This is a genomic window from Priestia sp. 179-F W1.4 NHS, assembly GCF_045369295.1.
In the GTDB taxonomy this organism is placed as follows: domain Bacteria; phylum Bacillota; class Bacilli; order Bacillales; family Bacillaceae_H; genus Priestia; species Priestia zanthoxyli.
The window spans coordinates 70,842-89,685 of sequence record NZ_JBIQFF010000007.1; the positions used below are offsets into that span (position 1 = coordinate 70,842).

Here is an 18,844-nt window from a genome sequence, read left to right on the forward strand (position 1 = left end):
ATTAACTATTTGCGTCTGGTTGCAATAGAAAAGAGGAAATTCGATTGCCTAACCAAAAAAGTAAATACTTCTTTATCCGTCTCATTTTGCTAGTGCCACTATTCGTTGCAATAGCAGCTACGATTTCTACAGCGACTTTGTTTATGGTGGAAGGAGCTAAAGGAAATCAGCTTTCGTTTTGGGCATTTGTTATGATTGTTGTTCCTTGGTATATCATTGGGGCTATTTGCTGGCGGATTCGGCGTAAGCTTGGAAAGCTTTAATAAAAAATCATCATTAAAAAAGCGAGCAGATGCATCTGCTCGCTTTTGTTCGTGTTTCTTATCAGTAACTTGCTTTTTGCAAGTGTAAAAACAAAATGATTACTTTCTTTATAAAATCCATGATTACGGTTTTTGTATGTTTCGTTGTTGTTAGGGCACAATTAGCATTGATTGTGCTTGCATGGATTTCATCCATTGCCGCGGTTTGTTTTTCCACATGATCGATTAACCTAAACGACGCAAGCCCTACCTCTCTTGCATCCTTACGGCTCCGAAGCCGATCCAGTGTGAATAAGTTTTGTTCAAAGACATGTGTCGAATGCCAGTATTTTTACCTTGCATTGTACGATACATCCTTTCAAGTTACTTTCACTATGTCCAGCTCTTAAAGAAAAGCCAGAAATCTAAATATAACACTTCAGTTGATCTATGTCAAATAGAAAAAAGATTTTTTTCACGTGAAACAATTGTAGCTAAAACATGGTTATGTAAAGGGATATCCTTTTTATATAGAAGAGTTTTTTGATACGATAAGCTAGAGGAATCCTAGAGGAGGATGAACAATGAACAAAAATGAACAGTTTCGAAATGATGTATTGAACAGTGTAGAATCATTAACATATGAACAATTAAATCAGCAGCCAGCATCTAATACATGGAGCGTTATGCAAGTATTAGAACATTTATATTTGATGGAGCGCATGATTGTTTCACGTGTAAAGGATCAGTTAGAAAACGGTGTAGATCAGCCAACCGAAGATAAGCCGTTTCATTTAGCGGTAGACCGTTCTCGAAAAGTAGATGCACCGGCTCAAGTTACGCCTTCTAATGAAAAGCAGACATTAGAAGAAATGAAGAGTAAGCTGGCGGAATCAAGAGCGGCTTTAGTAGAGTTAGAAGAAACAGCCAGTGAAGAAAACCTAAAGCAAAAATCGTTTCCACATCCTGTGTTTGGGTTAATGGATTTAAAGCAATGGATTGATTTTATTGGCTATCATGAAAAGCGTCATCAAGAACAAATAGAAGAAATCAAAACAGCAATTGGCGCATAAAAAAAACAGGCATTCCGCCTGTTTTTTTATTTTTGGACCAAAATAGGATAATCCGACATCATCCATATCCCAACACTGTATGTTTGGGGATTATGGTTCCCTACGGTAGAGCCTGTTTGGATGGTAAATGAGAGTTGCAGAGGGTCTTGATCGTAATAAATTGTTTGCTTGGTGGAAGGGGAATAGAGTCGCTTCGGAGGGATTTTAGGAACCGTATCCGTCGTGTTAACAAAACAGCGGCTATTTGAAACAAGATTTGTGTATGTTTGAACGAATTGAGGATCCCCTACTCGAGGAGCTCCGTAGTTGTACATTGTAACTTCCGGAAAAGATGCGTTTGTGGCGACATCCAAGGCATGAAGAGCAGCGAGTGCGCCACCTAGGCTATGACCCGTTATATAAATGGGCTTGGTGGGAAGCGATTTATATGTTTCAAAAATTTCATCACGGCATGATTCGTAAACAGCTAAAAAACCTTCGTGGACGAGACCCGCTTGTTGATTGTATGGATAAGGGCGCTGCCGAATGCGAGCATCAGCAATCCAGTCTGCCTCAGATTGAGTTCCTCGAAAGGCAATCACAATGGCTTCATCAGATTCTAAAATAAAACCAAACCATTCTTGCACCCCTACGGCAGAAGCTTTAAACGATTTAATAAGCCGGTAGCCTTCAGGTACATCAAATGTGCCTCCCTGTGCGTATTGCTTATAAGCTAAGACGCACGCATAAAGAAGGTCTAGAGCTAAAGAACGATAAAATAAAGGCTCGATTCTCATCATTGTTTTTCACACCTTCTAATAGAAAATAACTCCTATAGCCTATGTGTTCTTGAGAAGAAAGGTGCAGATATCTCTTTTTTGAGAGCAATAATTATGGAATGTAAACGATTTCTTATTGGATGTTTTTGAGGGGTTTATAACTTTTTTTGTGTATTTTAACTAAAAAACAAGTTTTAATTTAGAGTTTTATTGTTAAAATTTATAATTTAACTTATAATTTAAAATAGTCTGAATTAAAAAATAAGGGGGTTATCGTTTGGAGCAATTTGTAACGAGTTTGAATAATGTGCTATGGAGCACGCCTGTTATTTATGGGTGTCTTGCGATCGGCCTGTTTTTCTCAATTTTAACGAGGTTTTTGCAGGTAAGACACTTAAAAGACATGGTTATGCTTATGTTTCAGGGTAAAAGCTCAGAAGCGGGAGTTTCTTCCTTCCAAGCCCTGTCTTTAGCGCTGTCGGGACGAGTTGGAACAGGTAATATTGCTGGAGTTGCGACAGCTATCGCTTTTGGAGGTCCAGGGGCTGTATTTTGGATGTGGGCAGTTGCTTTTATTGGTGCTTCTAGTGCATTCATCGAATCAACACTAGCTCAAATTTATAAAGTTAAGCAAGATGGCCAATATCGAGGTGGTCCAGCGTACTACATTGAAAAAGGAACAGGTATGAAATGGTATGGCATTTTATTTGCTATTGCAGCACTTGTTGCGATGAGTATCTTAATGCCGGGCGTTCAGTCCAATTCCATCGCGCTTGGCATCGACAATGCATTTGGTGTTAGTCCAACGGTTACAGCAGTAGGATTAGTTATTATTCTTGCTTTTATTATTTTTGGAGGCGTTAAGCGTATTGCAGGGGTAGCCCAATTCGTTGTACCTTTTATGGCACTTGGGTATATTATTTTAGCTCTTATTATTATTGCAATGAACATTTCCGAGTTGCCGGGAGTTATCGCTCTTATTTTTAAAAGTGCTTTTGCATTAGATTCTGCTTTTGGAGGAATCGTTGGTTTAGCTGTTTCTTGGGGAGTGAAGCGCGGCATTTATTCAAACGAAGCAGGACAAGGGACAGGACCTCACGCAGCAGCTGCAGCAGAAGTTTCACACCCGGCGAAACAAGGTCTTGTACAAGCTTTTTCGGTTTATATTGATACACTGTTCGTTTGTTCAGCAACAGCGTTTATGATTTTATTCACAGGCATGTACAACACGGAAGGACCGGGAGGTTCATTTATTATTTCAAATTTACCGGGTGTAGAAGCAGGACCTGGATTTACACAAGCTGCTATTGAAACAGTGTTGCCGGGGTTTGGAGCTGGCTTCGTGGCAGTTGCCCTATTCTTTTTCGCGTTTACAACGATCATGGCTTATTATTACATTGCTGAAACAAATATTGCTTATCTAACTCGCGGAAAGAACGGAAAGTGGGCTATGTTTGCATTAAAACTTGTCCTGCTGGGAGCTACGTTCTATGGGTCAGTGAAACAAGCCTCATTAGCTTGGGCGTTAGGTGATGCAGGACTTGGTATTATGGTATGGCTAAATTTAATTGCTATCTTAATTTTAGCTAAGCCTGCGTTAGTTGCATTAAAAGACTATGAAGCTCAGAAAAAACAAGGGGTAGACCCCGTATTTGATCCTGTTAAGCTAGGAATTAAAAATGCGGACTACTGGGAGAAAGAATATAAGAAAGATGAGTCACAAGTTTCGTAAACAAGAAAATCCTCACATATGTGAGGATTTTTTTATGAAGAAAGTGAGACAGGCGAATTATTTAAGTTATAGCGTTCCTTCAAACGATGAATACGGTGTAGTTCTTCAAGCAGGTGATGAATTGCAAGAAGTTCGTACAGCATGGTTGTTTCTGTTGAAAAAGGCTGATCCACTCTGTTTTCTTCCTGCTTATGTGCCCAAAACCTTTGTTTTAAAGTCAAAACAAGCGTTTGATGCTGCAAAGAGCTTTTATATTGTTCATTTTGTAAGACGTTATGAAAGGAAGTGAAAGTGTCCCAAATCACTTGATGTTTTGCACTTTGCAGCTGATGAGCGGGCAAATAAATTAAATTACCAATATGGTAGACAAGCTGCCTCATAAGAGAAAGTTTCTTATATTCATAGTGGAATTTTCTCATAGCTGTACGAGTGAAATGATGAAATTTCCATTCTTTTCGCTGATACTTACAAAGCGTCTCAATTTTTTCAATTTCAGCAGAAAGCTGCTGAAATTGAAGCTTTGTTTGTTTATGACAAGCGTGTACTTGAGAAAGTTCGCTTCCTCTTTGCTGTAAGACGCTACTCATTTGTTTTGAGAGATTTTGAATTTTCCTCGTAATAATCGGTGTATAATTAGGAGGAAGAACAATGATATTTACAAGTGAAGAAGTAAGCAGCCCAATACTAGTGGTCGCTAGGCGAATTAAAAATGATATGAAATAATGGTCGTGCACAATCGTCAGCATAGCCACTCCTGTTAGCGTTGCAACGAGTGTTCCGGCATGTAAACGCAATTTATAACAGGATATAATAGTAGAAACAGCAACAAGCATATAGGTAAGCGGCGTTACGCCTAAAAGAAATGTATAAATCATGGCAAAAGCAGCTCCAATTGCTGAAGCAGGAAAGCGAATGAACGCTTTTTTGATAGAATCCGCAGCGGTTGGTTCAATCGTAACAATGGCTGTAATAACAGCGAGCATACACGGCCAGCCAACGGACTGACAAATGAGTGCAGTCAAAAAAACGGCAATGCCTGTTTTAATAATACGACCGCCTAAAAAATTAAATTTTTTTACGTTAATCATTATGCATACCTTCTTTAAAACAGTTAGTAGTTTAATTATAAGGCATATTAAGGTGATAGGAAAACACGTCTTAAAAACTAGCTTTCAAAAAAAGAATAAATATACTATAATTTGTTTAAATATTTAAAAGAGGAGTACAACTAATGAAACAATTAATAAATGAAACAATTAATAAATTACAGGATACATTTTATGATGTAAGCAAATATATTGGACAAAATCCTGAGCTTGGCCATGAAGAATTTAAGGCTTGCAAAGCATTAACAGATGTTTTAAAAGAACAAGGGTTCACAGTTGAAATTGGTACATGTGACTTGCCAACGGCTTTTACCGCTGTTTATGACAGTCAAAAGCCAGGTCCATCGATTGGGTTTATGGCAGAGTACGATGCTTTGCCGGATCTCGGACACGCATGCGGACATAACTTAATTGGAACCATGTCAATTGCCGCTGGTATTGGTCTGAGCAAAGCAGTCGCAGAAACGGGCGGTAAAATATACGTATACGGAACGCCTGCAGAGGAAACACGAGGCGGCAAAGTAACGATGGCTGAACAAGGGATTTTTAATCATTTAGACGTAGCTATGATGGTGCACCCTTATTACTGTCATCAAAAAAGCGGGCGTTCTCTTGCGATGGATGCGATTCAGTTTGAGTTCTTCGGAAAATCTGCACATGCAGCCGCTGCCCCTCATGAAGGAATCAATGCGCTAGACGGTGTATTACAAACGTTCAATAGCATTAATGCGCTTCGCCAGCATGTAAAGCCGGATGTACGTATTCATGGAGTGATTACAGAGGGTGGCAAGGCGGCCAACGTTGTACCGGATTATGCAGTAGCGCAATTTTATGTTCGCGCTTCAACTCGTGCATATGTAGATGAAGTAACAGATAAGGTGAAGGCATGTGCACATGGTGCTGCTTTAGCGACGGGAACAAAATTAAAAATCTCAAACTATGAGTTTTCTTATGATGATATGCAAACGAATCAAACATTATCCGACGTCTATACAAATAATCTCATCTCATTAGGTGTGAGCGAGCAAAGCATTACGGAAGACCAAGGCGATCATGGATCTTTAGATATGGGGAATGTGAGTCAGGTTGTTCCGGCTATTCATCCGTATATTCAAATTTGTGATGATTATTTTGTTTGTCATACGCACGAATTTAGAGAAGCAGCTTTAAGTGAGCAAGGAAGAGAAGCAATGATACTTGGTGCAAAAACAATGGCATTAACAGGGTATGACGTATTAACAAATCAAACGCTGCTCCAAAAAATTAAAGAAGAATTTAATGCTACAAAGTAAGAGATAATAATAAAACCATACTAAATAATACGCTTGCAGTGGCAAGCGTATTATTTAGTATGAGAAGTGGGACTGAATGGTTCGAAAAATTTGACCGTGGCGCTGTTCATCGCTCGCAGCTCGAACAATGCGGCTTTGAATTCGAGCATTTGTGATTCTTCTAGCGATTGATTGATAAAATGGAACGGTTTCTACTTCATCTTTAATGGATTCAGAGACCCCTTCTTGAAAAGTATTTGGCAGTTTTATGTTTAATGAAATCTGTGGGTAGCTGCCTGATAAATCATAATAGGTTTTAGAAAACCAGTCAAAGTGTTTAATTTCATCCTGCCGAATACCTAATATAGCTTGTTGAAACTTATCATTAGGAGCTAGCTCTGCTAGGCGTGTATAGTAGTGAATAGCGGAAAACTCATCGTTTACAGCTTTGTTTATATCTCTTAAAAGCTGTTCGTCTAGTCTTGTATCATCTTCCCAATATTCTTCATGCCGGGAGTAAAATTCATACATATGGATATACCTCCTCACCGTTTTGTTCTCTTGTCGTCACCATCATCGTATGTATAGACAAGAAAAGGCGTACATTAAAAGAAAAAAGTTTAACAAAATGGTAAAAAGGGTATGTGCAGAGAATAGTATCAAAAAAGACAGAGGTTATCTTATGATTAAAATTGTAGCTAAAACCAAAGAAGGAGCTATTAAAGAGATAGAAATGAATGAGATTCGTTCAAGCCATGACTTTCAATGGTATTGGGTTGATTTTTACAATCCCACCGAGGAAGAAAAAAAGCAGCTTGAACAATTTAATTTTCATCCTTTAGCAGTTGAGGACTGTTTGAATCAAGGTCAGCGGGCTAAATTTGAGTTGTATGATGAGCATTATTTTTTAGTGTATTATGCACTTCATAAAGAAGAGCTTGAGCACTTAGAAGTATCTGCATTTGTAGGAGATAACTTTTTAGTCACTTACCACTTGGACAAGCTAACGAGCGTGGCTAGAGTGTGGGAGCTTATCAAAAAAGACCCTGAGGCTACCGAAGATGGAACATGGGATATCATGTATGAACTCTTAGATCATACCGTTGATGAATACTTCCCTGTGCTTTATAAATTTGAAGATCACATAGACGACATTGAAGACAATGCAAAAGACGAACCTATGGATGAACTAATGAGGCAGCTTTATGACATCCGAAGTGATTTGTCACGAATGCGCCGGATTTTAAACCCCATGAGAGATTTAATGTATCGTATTATGTCAACCAATGCGTTAAAAGCAAAAGAGCAGGTTCGCTATTTTAATGATATTTATGACCACCTATTAAATATGATTGAAATTATGCAAGCAAGCAGGGATTTGTCAAATGATATTCGAGAAAGCTTTATGTCCATCAACTCGGATCGTATGAATTCAATCATGTTTACGCTAACGCTGATGTCAGCTATTTTCTTACCGTTGACGTTTATTGCTGGCCTCTATGGCATGAACTTTTCATATATGCCGGAACTGACGGGAAAATATAATTATTTTATTGTACTGGGCATTATGATTGGGCTTGTAGGCGTAATGGTCTTTGCCTTTTATAAAATGGGATGGTTCAAATATCGAAAAGGACCTAAACTATAAAGTAGATTGTTAACCTTCCTGTATAAATGTGTATCAGCTCAGTAAAAATGAAATTAAATAAGCGAAGATCTTATCTGCCTCTAGATAAGATCTTTTTCTTGTGCTATAAACAAGGAAAGCAGGGAAGCGAGGGAAGAATGTGAAACACGGAAGAATGGGACTGCGAAGCATCACGGTGCTGCTTGTATGCATGGTGGTAATTCTATCGCTATTGTTAACGGATTTATTAGTTAGCAGTTCAATTGGAAAAAACATCCGAGATCAACAGGCTGAAAAAGCTCGGACTATTGCTACAATTATTTCAGAATCAACGAACGTGAAAAAAGGACTAGAGACAAAAACACCTCAGTCAATTCAGGAATTTACTGAACGAATTCGTGAAAAATCAAGCGTCTTGTTTATCGTTGTTATAGATATGAATGGAATCCGCCAATCTCACCCAGATCCTAAAAAGATAGGAAAGAGGTTTGCCGGAGGCGATGAGCAAAAATCATTGCACGGGAAATCTTATGTATCTGTATCAAAAGGAACGCTTGATAAATCTCTGCGCGCTTTTGCACCTATTTATAATGAAAAAAATCAACAAATTGGCGCAGTGGCTGTGGGGATTTCTTTGAATAATGTAAATGAAGCGATTAGAGATGGGCATCGTCGAATTGTTTTAGGTTCATTAATTGGCTTACTTGTAGGCGTTCTTGGTGCTATTTTATTAGCGAATTACATAAAGAAAATTTTATTTGGCTTGGAACCTTCTGAAATTGCTAAAATTCTAGAAGAGAGAAGCACCATGCTGCAGTCGGTTCGTGAAGGAGTGATAGCTGTTGATAAAGAAGGTAATATTACACTTGCTAATCGTTCTGCACGCCGCTTATTTGTTAAAGCAGGGTTAGCACCAGAGCCAATCGGTTTGTCTATTCGAGAATATATGCCCACCTCCAGATTGGACGACGTTTTGTCTACGGGGGAATCTCATTATGATGAAGAGCAAGTCATAAATGGAGTAGCCATTGTAGTTAATAGGGTTCCGCTAGTGGTAAACGAAGAGATTGTAGGAGCACTTTCTACGTTTCGGGATAAAACAGAAGTTAATATCTTAGCAGAACAGCTAACAGGTGTTAAAATGTATGTGGAAGCGCTTCGAGCACAATCGCATGAATTTATGAATAAACTTCATGTGATTTTAGGAATGGTGCAGATGAATTATTATGATGAGCTAAAAACGTATATTCATCAGCTTGTTAATCATCGTGTCGATGAATCTAGTTCAGTGACTAAATCTATTAAAGATCATGCGTTGGCAGGGTTTCTCATGGGCAAAATGAGTTATGCTAGAGAGGAAAGCGTAGAACTGACGTTTTCCGCTGATGAAGTTATTCCAGAACCTTCAGATCCACACGTTACTCATCATCTCATTACCATTATTGGAAATTTAATTGATAATGCAATTGATTCAGTTTGTCATCAAGCTTCTAAAAAAGTGTCCGTTATGCTTGTGTATAAAAACAATAAGCTTACGATTCAAGTTACGGATACAGGCTGCGGCATTCCTTCCGATACAATGAATCAGATTTTCAAGAAAGGCTTTTCTACAAAAGGAACGAGCAGAGGGTTTGGGCTGCATTTAGTGAAGCAAACGATTGATGAACTAGGTGGCCAAATCGTTATTGACTCATTTATAAATAGCGGTACCACATTCTATATTGATATTCCGTACGAAACAAGGAGAGATCAAGTTGATTAAAGTATTAATTGTTGAAGATGACCCAATGGTTGCTCAGTTTAATCAAAAGTACATTGAAGAGATAGAGGGGTTTACAGTGGTCGCTGTTGCTCATTCGGGTCATGAAGCCTTAGTGAAGGTAAATGAATATCAAGTTGATTTAGTACTGCTTGATATCTTTATGCCTGGGCAAAATGGTTTGAGAATTTTACAAGAGATTCGAACAAAGCAAGAGGAAATAGACGTCATTTTTATCACCGCTGCTTCGGATGCCCAAACGATTCAGCAAGCTTTACGCTATGGAGCGATTGATTATTTGATTAAGCCTTTTACATTTGAACGCTTTTATCAAGCACTTTCGGCTTATAAACAAACATTTCGTACGTTAAAACAGCAACCTCAGCTTAATCAACAGGAATTAGACGGGCTGCTGTCTAATAAAAAAATAAAAGAAGCTCCGGTAGAGCCGTTGCCTAAGGGTCTAACGACAGGAACATTAGAAGTCATCGTAGAAGCCATTGTGCATCTTAAAGATCACCCTTTTTCGACCGATGATGTGGCTGAAAAAACGGGAATTTCAAGAGTGTCTATTCGAAAATATTTAAAATTTCTAACAGATATAGGTCTTCTTGGAGAAAGAATGACTTACGGCACAATAGGACGTCCTGTGTATGCGTACTTATACAATGAACAAAACCGTCACTTGCTGCATCACTACCTCGTTGACTTTGAAAAATAAAAAGATTTACCTGTCAGAGACGTCCGGTGCTATTTTGTCGGTGTGAGAATATTTTACTGTAGAGTGCCGGTGAGTTAAGTGGTATGGTTGATAATAACAAAGGAAAAAAACAAGTCGTTTGACTGAAAAAGAGGTGGTTTCTTGATTGAAAGCATAGAACGCTTGACTGAATTACTGTTATCAGGGAATCAAGATGAAGCTTGGAATATTGTGTGGAAAAAAAGACAGCAGGGTTTCGACACATTTTATATTTTTCAGCGATTCATTTCAGTGTCAATGGCTCAAATCGGTATGATGTGGGAAGAAGATGAAATTTCAGTGGCTGATGAACATTTAGCTACTACTACCTGTGACTATGTTTTGTCACGCTATCAATTGTGTATAAGACAAGAAGTTATTAAAAGTGAAAAAAAAGGTCTGTTTTTGTGTATAGAAAATGAACAGCATTTTTTAGGTTTAAAAATGATTTCCATTCTCTTTGAAGAGCACGGATGGCAGACGAAACTTTTAGGAGCAGATTCTCCGCTTTTACATGCAACGCACGCTGTTGAACAATGGAAACCTGATTTAGTAGGAATCTCGTTCAGTTTAACTCATCATATAGAAAAAGCAAACGAATATATAGAAGGATTAAAAAAGACAAAACATCAGCCGCTTATTTTAGTTGGAGGCCGAGTAGTTTCAAACTATAAGTTTCCTCTTGTTCAAACAAATCAAGTTCGATTTATTGCACAGCTAGAGGAGTTGAAAGAGCTTTTTCATTATCAATCAATTAGGGGGATTAAGGTTGTTGACTATTAAATATGCTCCGCTTCCTGCTTTTATTATGGATGAGGAAATGAATATTCTAGCGCAATCTGATGAAGCAGCCGCTTTATTCGGAGAGGTTCAACATTTTTTAGAAATTGTTGATGAAGATAGTCAGAACAAAGCTAGAAAACGATTAGGAAAGAAGGAAAAAATAAAAACAGAATTAGTCATGCATTCGCGTAAAGCTAAGATGTCTCTTTATACCGTGAATTGCAAATGGGAGCAAGATAAGGCGCATGTAATATGTGTAGAGGAAGATTCTCAAATTAGAATTCTCTCAGAAAAAATCGAACAGCATACAGCGCGTTTATGTGAAACAGACTTAGAACTGCTGCTGCAAAAAGAACGATTAGAAAAGGCCATGAACCGAGTTATAGAGCTGTCGGGACCGTTTATTCATTTATCGAACAACATGGTGCTTATACCTCTGTTTGGCGATTTATTTGAGGAAGTCATCATGAAAAATGAATATCGGCTGCTCAGACAAATAGATGAGGAAACGGTTGATCGAGTTATCATTGATTTTAATGGAATCGGTCAAATTGATGAACGAGGTGTTGCAGCCCTAGAACATTTAATATGGGAATTTCAGCTAATGGGCGTACAGATTTATTTAACAGGTGTGACACCCGATCACAGTCAATGGCTTCACCAGTATCATTTTCAAGCAAATGTAAAATCTATTAGTAATCTAGGTCAGGCCATTCATCAATTTTTTACAACGGCATGAAATGGCTACAAAAAGTGAACACTTCATATAAAGGCAATAAGACAGGGGATCAATACGGATAAACAGGTGATTAAAATTTGGTGAAACACGCGCGTAAAGTAGCTTTAAGGATTTCAATTATATATATCATTATTGGCGCTGTATGGATCTTGATATCTGATAATATATCTAGAACATTAGCGCAAGGTCGTTTTGAAGTATATATTTTTTTTCAACAATACAAAGGTTGGTTTTTTATTTTAGCTACGGGCATTATTTTGTATGGGTTGGTATATAGGAGAGCTTATAAACTAGTGGAGTCCCAGCAAGAGCTCGTAGTGAAAGAACACGAACTTCAAACGAGCAATCAGCACTATCAATCTTTGTTCAAACATAATCCTGATGGTGTTTTTGAAATAAGTAAAACGGGTGAAGTACTTCTTGCTAACCCGGAAGGTGAAGCAATCGTTGGATACTCCAGTGAAGAACTGCAAAAGATGAAACCTTCAGCTCTTATCGCAGCTGAAGAGTTTGATATGTGTAAAGAGTATTTTAAAGAAGTGCTGAATGGAAAAGGTGCTAAGTTCGAAATGAATGTGATCAATAGAAAGCGAGAAAGACGGTTGCTTAGGTGTTCTTTGCTTCCCATTATTGTTCATAAGCAGGTAGTAGGTGTATTTATGATTGCACGCGATATTACTACATACCGTCAAGATGAAGAGCTTATGATAACCTCGGAAAAAATGTCGGTTATTGGACAAATGGCAGGTGCCGTAGCACATGAAATTAGAAACCCCCTTACTTCTTTAAAAGGTTTTGTACAGGTTATGCAAGCCTCTAAGGAAACAAATGACACATATTTAGATATCATGATGTCTGAAATCGACCGCATCAACTTAATCTCCAGTGAAATGCTCATTCTTGGAAAAAAGCAGCATGTATCTTTTGAAAAGACCAATTTATGCGAGATTTTAAAACAAGTTATTACGCTAATGGAAGCGCAGGCCAATTTAAATAATGTTTCTATTTTATTGAAAGAAACAGCAAAAAGGCCTATTTATGTTTCGGCTGATGCAAATCAGTTGAAACAAGTGTTCATCAATGTGATCAAAAACGGTGTAGAAGCTATTATTGAGAAAGGCCATATTACAATAACAGTTGAAGAAAAAGATACACGAGCATTGATTCACTTTGAAGACAATGGAATCGGAATGAGTCAAGAGAGGATTGAACAAGTAGGGACGCCGTTTTATTCTACAAAAGAAGCTGGAACGGGCTTAGGGCTGGCCGTGTGTTACAAAATCATGGAGCGTCATCAAGGTACCATGCATTTTAAAAGCGGTAAAGGAAAAGGGACAACGGTTACTATTGATATGCCAATTACAGAACGAAACAGCCGCCTTTCGTAGTTCAGAGAGGCGGTTGTTTTCTTGAAAAAGATGAAGTAAGCAGCTGAGCCCTTTGCGTCCGGATCCATATAGGACATAAAACCTCCTTCTTATACAAGTTTTCGTCCATAATAAAGAGGATCATATTGTTTTCTATAGAAGCAATAGTGTATCATAGTTGAAGCTATGTATATCGATGTAGAAAAGTTAAGGCAACAATCGACTTTTCTACTGACGGATTGACAGGGTCCCTTGGGATAAGGAAGGTTTATTTATAAATAGAAATTAGGGTCAGTATTAACGCACATGGCCACTGATACATTCGTTTAATTGAAATAAAAAAATCGTTTATAATATCGAGAAAAGCATGGAAAAGGAGATAGATATGAGTCAGTTTATAGAGACTTTACAGCCTTTTTTACAAGAGGCGTGGAAAAAAGCAGGGTTCAATGAGCCTACTGCCATTCAAACGAAAGCTATTTCAGAGATTTTAGCTAATAAAGATGTAATAGGAGAATCCCCAACGGGAACAGGAAAGACACTGGCATATTTGTTGCCTGTCTTACATCGCATTCAGCCGGGACCATCTCATGTTCAAGCGGTTATTTTAGCATCTTCCCATGAATTAGTTATGCAAATTCATGGTGAAATTCAAACTTGGTCGCAGGGAAGCGGTATTTCAAGCGCTGCGTTTATTGGCGGAGCAAATATGAAACGGCAATTAGAAAAACTCAAAAAGCGCCCTAATATCATTGTTGGTACCCCAGGACGTTTGAACGAATTAATTAAAATGAAGAAATTAAAAATGCACGAAGTCAAAACAATTGTGATTGATGAAGCGGATCAATTGTTTGTACCTGAGCATGTTCAAACGGTTCAACAGATTGTAAAAATGGCGTTAAGTGATCGTCAAATCCTAGTCTTCTCAGCTACTGTATCAGAACGTACCAAATCGCTAGCGAAAGACATGATGAACCAGCCTCTTGAAATAGAGGTAGGAAGAGATGAACTCCCAGCTTCGAAGGTAGAGCATGTATACATCAAAAGTGAAGCTAGAGATAAAGTGGACGTGCTTAGAAAACTAGTTCGTCAAGAACAAATGAAAGCTTTAGCCTTTTTTAAAGGGATTGATACTCTGATCGAGTTTGAAGAAAAATTAACATTTAAGCGTGTAGAAGCAGGCTCTTTACACAGTGAAACGAAAAAAGAAGATCGTGCTACGACGATTAAAGGGTTTCGAAAAGGAGATTTCCCTGTCTTATTAGCAACGGATGTCGCAGCTAGAGGATTAGACATTAAGGGATTGACGCATGTAATTCATATCGATGTTCCTCAAGATGCAGATCAATACGTACATCGCTCAGGTAGAACAGGCAGATCGGGAGCAGAAGGTACAGTCATTTCTCTTGTCACTGAACGAGAAGAGCGAAATTTAAAACAAATCGCACGTGAACTTCAACTTTCATTAGCGAAAAAAGAGCTTTATATGGGCGAAATCGTCGATGAAGGTACAAAAGAGCAGTCCCGTACAGCTAAAAAACCTTCAAAAAAGCCATTTAACAAGAAAAAGAAACAAAAAGGTCGGATGTAAACTAGGTATTCTTCCTTTTTATAACAGCAGTGTCACAACCTAAAAAGCAACGTCTACTGCTTTATTACAGCAGCCTGGCGTTGTTTATTTTCTCTATTTCCCCTGTATAAATAAGTAAAAAAAGAGAAATGTAGATATTTTTTCCTAGGTATGAAAATAGTTTGAATGATGGATTTTGTTTTTTGTAACCTTATTTTAACATTACTTTAAGAGACTTCTAATAAAAGAGGAAGAAGGACGTGGGGACATTTTATGGATGCAATTGATGATCTCTTTGACGACATAGAGCGAAGAAGAAAAAGCAAAGAATATAGTCGAGATGCAGATCAATTAGAATCATATTTACATGAAGTTCAACGTATCATGGAATTTCTTGAAGAAGGTATCTATCTGTTTCAAAATTCGCACCAACAATATGCGTCAGATTGGTCAGGGCGTTCTAAGAGCTCATATGAGGATATTTATAATGATATTACGCAATCTACTTTTCATCTGTACGACGTAAGGGATGAATTGTTTCAAACTTTACGCTTAGAAATTTCACGATTAAGAGAGTTAGCATCGGCGTAATAAATAACATTATCGACTCACTCCTTTAGAAAGTGAGTCTTTCCGTATAGGCTTAAAAAATGTTTGGATGATAACTGAAGGCTTACAAGAGATAGGGGGACGGACATACATGGAGATAAAAGTAAATCCAGAGGTGCTGCAGACATTTGCAGAGCGAATTCAACAGTCTCATTCACAGACGGCTGATGCACTTCAAAAACTAAGCTGGGAAGCTACAAATCTACATTTCTTGTCTGTTGCAGATATTGATAAAGTGCTGGACTTGCAGGAAGAGTTACAGCATATGATTCGCAAACTTGATTCGCTAACGGAAAATGCACATTTATTAGTAAAAGACACTGCGGAGCAAATGAGAAAAGCAGATGGAGAGCTAGAAGGCTCTTCAGGCTGGACGGGGTTTTGGTCGAGCGTATGGAGCGATGGGAGCGCCCATTCGCAAGATACGTGGAATGACATAAAGAACTTAAAAGAATGGAACACGTATGACAATATGCATAGAACGATTGAAAAACCTCTAGGTACTCTTAATGTTATGTGGAATTCGCTTTCTATGTCTTGGGAAGAAAAAGTAGTGAATGGTTCTACATGCAGTCGAACGGAATTTTTTACTTATGGGGTTATTCAAATGGGATTGGGCATTTTAAGTCAGGAGATGAATCCTTCAAACATTATGTTTAGTGACAGCACAGAGGAAGTGAAGAGAGAATGAATGAAGTATATGATGGCGCTGGAAGTGAAATGGTACAGTTCCTTACAGGGTTGTCTCAGCAATGAAGTATACATTTAATTTATTAGAAAAATCGTTAATTGAAGCAATGAAAGATAATAAAAAAATTGCTCAATTTTATAAAACTTTAATGAATAGCAATTTATGGCTAGTTGTTAGCTCAGAACATGTAGCATCAGATATATTAATTGCAGAGCACTACGTTCAGACGATGAAAAGTGCAGCGTATCGATATTTACCTGTTTTTTCGTCAAAATATCCGATTGAACAGATGCTAAAAGATGAAAAAACCGTATGTGTATCATTTAAGGATATGCTGCCTGTATTAAATGAAGAAATAGCCATATTACTTAATCCTGACACGCCTCTCTCAAAATTATTCATCCCGGAAGAAATAAGAATGTTAAAAGAAGATCAAAATTATTTTAAGCAGTAGCCAAGGCGATAACAAGCACATGTCCTTTTTTAAAGCATGTCTGAATCTTAAATAAATAGGATATATATAGGCAGGGCCTTAAACAGGCTGCTGCTTTTTTATTACTAGTAAATAGTTCTATAGATAATAAATAGAAATGTAATTTAATAGTCTTATAGTTTTTATTTTCCTTTAAATAGGTACCTATAGATTAGATGGAAAAGGTTTAAATGAGAACAAAATCTTGGTTTTTCAGGTTTTATTTGCATTTTTTAGGGGTATTTGTAGATACATGTTCTCATTTTTGGAGGCTTTTGCAAGTAACCTTTGACCTTATCACTAGAGTTTCTTACAATAATAGTAAATATATAAACCGAAGGAGAGATATGTATGTCAGGAATTATTCGCGTAACACCAGCAGAGCTTCGCGACATGTCAGGTCGCTATACTAACGAAAGCGGTCAAGTTCAAGAACTAGTAAGCCGTCTTGATACAATGAAAAATCAACTTCAAGATATGTGGGAAGGTGCTTCAAGCGAAGCGTTTGCTGCTCAATACGAAGAATTAAAACCTTCTTTCGTTGAAATGTCTAACCTACTTACAAAAATTGCTAAGCAATTAGACGACTCTGCAAATGTTCTTGAAGATACAGATAACCAAATCGCTAGCCAAATCCGCGGTTAACTTCATCTAATAATCTAAGTGAAGTAATAAAAGGAGCGCCCCATTCTCAAAAGATGAAGGCGCTTTTTCTATGTTTTGAGGTGATGAAACCCTATGTATATAGAAGTAACAGTAGACTTAAAGCACTATACAGGTGATCGGTTCGATTTGCGACTATCAAACTATCATTCAATCAAAAAAGTAGTCGAGATCGTTTGGCAAGCTAAAAAGATTACTCAATCACCAAAGGACGGTGCGTGGATACGTGTTTCAAATAAAAATCTTATTTTCTCGGGAAATGAGACGATGATTAACTGCGGAATTACCACAGGTGATTGTATCGAAATTCTCTAAAGGAGTCTATTAGAATGTCAGAGAAGAAACCGACTTACTTAGAAGAGCAGCTCGAAGCTGTAATGACACGTCATAATAATGAATATACATTTGTTTTTCAAAAAGAAAAAATTCGACTTGATCGTTCTGTTGAAATTGAAATGTTAAAGGATGTAAACACGGCTTTTCAAAAAGAAATCATGATGAGCGATGATGAACTTAAAATAACAATTAAGCCTACCTCTGAATTTCAACCTTTTACAGCATTAAGGGGAAAAGAAGAACAGCAAAAGTGGCTGTTTGCAGATCAGCTTATCAAAAAGATAAAGCAGCATTCTTTTTCAAGGCTGCATTTGTTGATTTGTCCAGAAAATATCATTTTTGATAAAAGTTTAAGTCCTGCTTTTTTACATTATGGAGTGAAAGAAAGTTTACCTCCTTATGAGCCTAACGAGGAACAAAGCTTTCAGGAGTTAAAGGCTACGATAGCGGCGGCCGTTGACTCATCGCATACATTTGAACAGTATTTTAAGTTATACGAGACCTTGCAATTAAAAGAAGACGCTAAAAAAATAATGCATATCAGCAATGAGGAAGAGCTGAGTCAATTTGTTCAGCATAAGCTAACCCAAATTGAAAAACATCAAAAGACACTTGTTCAACTTCCTCAAAAACGCTGGACCATTTTTAAGTTTTCATCTGTCGGTATACTTGTCTTATTAATTCCAGCTCTTATTTATACTTTTTATTCTTATTTTTTTGCTCAGCCGAAACAAGAAGCATTTGTAGAAAGCAACGAATACTTTCTTGAAAAAAACTACAGCAAAGTAGTCGACACACTTGAAGATTACGATATTGAAAGTATGCCTAAAATTGTGCAATACGAAATAGCAACCTCCTATCTTGTTAATGAAAAGTTGGGAGAGGAGCAAAAGGCAAATGCTTTAAAGGATATTACGCTTCAGTCAGATCCTCAGTACTTTGCCTATTGGTTTTACATTGGCCGAGGAGACAACAAAAAAGCTTTAGAAGTGAGCAGGTTGTTAGAAGAACGTTCGTTAATTATCTATGCATTAATGAAATACGAAGGTCAGCTAAAGACAGACAACGATTTAGCGGCTGATAAAAAGCAAGAAGAGCTTGATAAAGTAGCGAATGAACTGGAAGAATTCAAGAAAGAAAATGATCAGCAAGAAGCGGAAGCAGCCAAGCAGCAAGAAGAGAAACAGGCTGAGGAAGCACAGGCGGCCAAGCAGCAGGAAGAAGAACAGAAAGCTGAAGAAGCCGAGAAAAAGAAAAAAGAAGAGCAGAAAAAACAGCAGGAAGATCAATCGAAGTAGGGAGGTAGT

Annotated in this window: 20 protein-coding genes; 17 read left to right on the forward strand and 3 right to left on the reverse strand. The window is 37.7% G+C overall.

All coding sequences use genetic code 11. From position 1 onward, the window contains the following. Positions 1-44: 44 nt before the first annotated feature. Together ACH0CI_RS23260 and ACH0CI_RS23265 are read left to right on the forward strand one after the other, a co-directional pair. Positions 45-263: a hypothetical protein gene (locus tag ACH0CI_RS23260; protein ID WP_025752849.1), complete on the forward strand. Its 219-nt coding sequence runs from the start codon at positions 45-47 to the stop codon at positions 261-263. A 563-nt stretch (positions 264-826) separates the two neighbouring features. Next, positions 827-1,315 carry a DinB family protein gene (locus ACH0CI_RS23265; protein WP_033580719.1) on the forward strand — a complete coding sequence of 163 codons (489 nt, stop codon included), beginning with the start codon at positions 827-829 and terminating at the stop codon, positions 1,313-1,315. 26 nt (positions 1,316-1,341) lie between these two features. Here the strand turns inward: ACH0CI_RS23265 and ACH0CI_RS23270 are convergent, their stop codons facing one another. Continuing rightward, positions 1,342-2,094, reverse strand: a complete 753-nt coding sequence (locus tag ACH0CI_RS23270; RefSeq protein ID WP_033580720.1) for a lipase family protein — start codon at positions 2,092-2,094, stop codon at positions 1,342-1,344. Between the two features lie 256 nt (positions 2,095-2,350). On the opposite strand from ACH0CI_RS23270, the gene ACH0CI_RS23275 reads away from it, so the two are divergent. Then, positions 2,351-3,805: an alanine/glycine:cation symporter family protein gene (locus ACH0CI_RS23275; protein ID WP_028412486.1), complete on the forward strand. Its 1,455-nt coding sequence runs from the start codon at positions 2,351-2,353 to the stop codon at positions 3,803-3,805. Positions 3,806-3,837: 32 nt separating this feature from the next. Here ACH0CI_RS23275 and ACH0CI_RS23280 read toward each other — a convergent pair whose 3' ends face one another. Further along, positions 3,838-4,893 (reverse strand): aromatic acid exporter family protein, encoded by a 1,056-nt coding sequence (locus ACH0CI_RS23280; protein ID WP_335707243.1) that lies wholly within the window; start codon positions 4,891-4,893, stop codon positions 3,838-3,840. 143 nt (positions 4,894-5,036) lie between these two features. Here ACH0CI_RS23280 and ACH0CI_RS23285 point away from each other — a divergent pair, with 143 nt between their 5' ends. After that, positions 5,037-6,203: a M20 family metallopeptidase gene (locus ACH0CI_RS23285; RefSeq protein WP_047751748.1), complete on the forward strand. Its 1,167-nt coding sequence runs from the start codon at positions 5,037-5,039 to the stop codon at positions 6,201-6,203. 54 nt (positions 6,204-6,257) lie between these two features. Here ACH0CI_RS23285 and ACH0CI_RS23290 read toward each other — a convergent pair whose 3' ends face one another. Continuing rightward, positions 6,258-6,713, reverse strand: a complete 456-nt coding sequence (locus ACH0CI_RS23290; protein WP_406902340.1) for a ferritin-like domain-containing protein — start codon at positions 6,711-6,713, stop codon at positions 6,258-6,260. 151 nt (positions 6,714-6,864) lie between these two features. Here ACH0CI_RS23290 and corA point away from each other — a divergent pair, with 151 nt between their 5' ends. The 13 genes from corA (at position 6,865) to essB (ending at position 18,835) form a co-directional block, all read left to right on the forward strand. Continuing rightward, positions 6,865-7,830 carry a magnesium/cobalt transporter CorA gene (gene corA / locus ACH0CI_RS23295; RefSeq protein ID WP_028412482.1) on the forward strand — a complete coding sequence of 322 codons (966 nt, stop codon included), beginning with the start codon at positions 6,865-6,867 and terminating at the stop codon, positions 7,828-7,830. A 154-nt stretch (positions 7,831-7,984) separates the two neighbouring features. Beyond that, positions 7,985-9,571, forward strand: coding sequence for a DcuS/MalK family sensor histidine kinase (gene dcuS, locus ACH0CI_RS23300; RefSeq protein ID WP_406902358.1), 1,587 nt, complete (start codon positions 7,985-7,987; stop codon positions 9,569-9,571). Continuing rightward, a complete protein-coding gene (locus ACH0CI_RS23305; RefSeq protein ID WP_406902341.1) occupies positions 9,564-10,289 on the forward strand; it encodes a response regulator in 726 nt (241 codons plus the stop codon). The genes dcuS and ACH0CI_RS23305 overlap by 8 nt, the downstream gene beginning before the upstream one ends. 141 nt (positions 10,290-10,430) lie before the next feature. Further along, positions 10,431-11,090: a cobalamin B12-binding domain-containing protein gene (locus tag ACH0CI_RS23310; RefSeq protein ID WP_406902342.1), complete on the forward strand. Its 660-nt coding sequence runs from the start codon at positions 10,431-10,433 to the stop codon at positions 11,088-11,090. After that, positions 11,080-11,829 (forward strand): STAS domain-containing protein, encoded by a 750-nt coding sequence (locus ACH0CI_RS23315; protein WP_335707239.1) that lies wholly within the window; start codon positions 11,080-11,082, stop codon positions 11,827-11,829. Before ACH0CI_RS23310 ends, ACH0CI_RS23315 begins: the two co-directional genes overlap by 11 nt. Before the next feature lie 293 nt (positions 11,830-12,122). Further along, a complete protein-coding gene (locus tag ACH0CI_RS23320; RefSeq protein ID WP_224980631.1) occupies positions 12,123-13,217 on the forward strand; it encodes an ATP-binding protein in 1,095 nt (364 codons plus the stop codon). Between the two features lie 364 nt (positions 13,218-13,581). Continuing rightward, positions 13,582-14,787, forward strand: coding sequence for a DEAD/DEAH box helicase (locus ACH0CI_RS23325; RefSeq protein WP_028412476.1), 1,206 nt, complete (start codon positions 13,582-13,584; stop codon positions 14,785-14,787). A gap of 252 nt (positions 14,788-15,039) precedes the next feature. After that, complete coding sequence (locus ACH0CI_RS23330) at positions 15,040-15,357, forward strand: hypothetical protein (RefSeq protein ID WP_013055102.1); 318 nt, start codon at positions 15,040-15,042, stop codon at positions 15,355-15,357. Between the two features lie 109 nt (positions 15,358-15,466). Further along, on the forward strand, positions 15,467-16,066 hold the full coding sequence (locus ACH0CI_RS23335) for a WXG100 family type VII secretion target (RefSeq protein ID WP_335707238.1): 600 nt from the start codon (positions 15,467-15,469) through the stop codon (positions 16,064-16,066). 61 nt (positions 16,067-16,127) lie between these two features. Continuing rightward, positions 16,128-16,520, forward strand: coding sequence for an SseB family protein (locus tag ACH0CI_RS23340; RefSeq protein WP_033580724.1), 393 nt, complete (start codon positions 16,128-16,130; stop codon positions 16,518-16,520). 369 nt (positions 16,521-16,889) lie between these two features. Further along, positions 16,890-17,183, forward strand: a complete 294-nt coding sequence (locus tag ACH0CI_RS23345; RefSeq protein ID WP_028412473.1) for a WXG100 family type VII secretion target — start codon at positions 16,890-16,892, stop codon at positions 17,181-17,183. 93 nt (positions 17,184-17,276) lie between these two features. Then, positions 17,277-17,516 (forward strand): ESX secretion system protein YukD, encoded by a 240-nt coding sequence (yukD, locus tag ACH0CI_RS23350; RefSeq protein WP_025752817.1) that lies wholly within the window; start codon positions 17,277-17,279, stop codon positions 17,514-17,516. Positions 17,517-17,530: 14 nt separating this feature from the next. Next, positions 17,531-18,835, forward strand: coding sequence for a type VII secretion protein EssB (essB, locus tag ACH0CI_RS23355; protein WP_406902343.1), 1,305 nt, complete (start codon positions 17,531-17,533; stop codon positions 18,833-18,835). Positions 18,836-18,844: the final 9 nt, after the last annotated feature.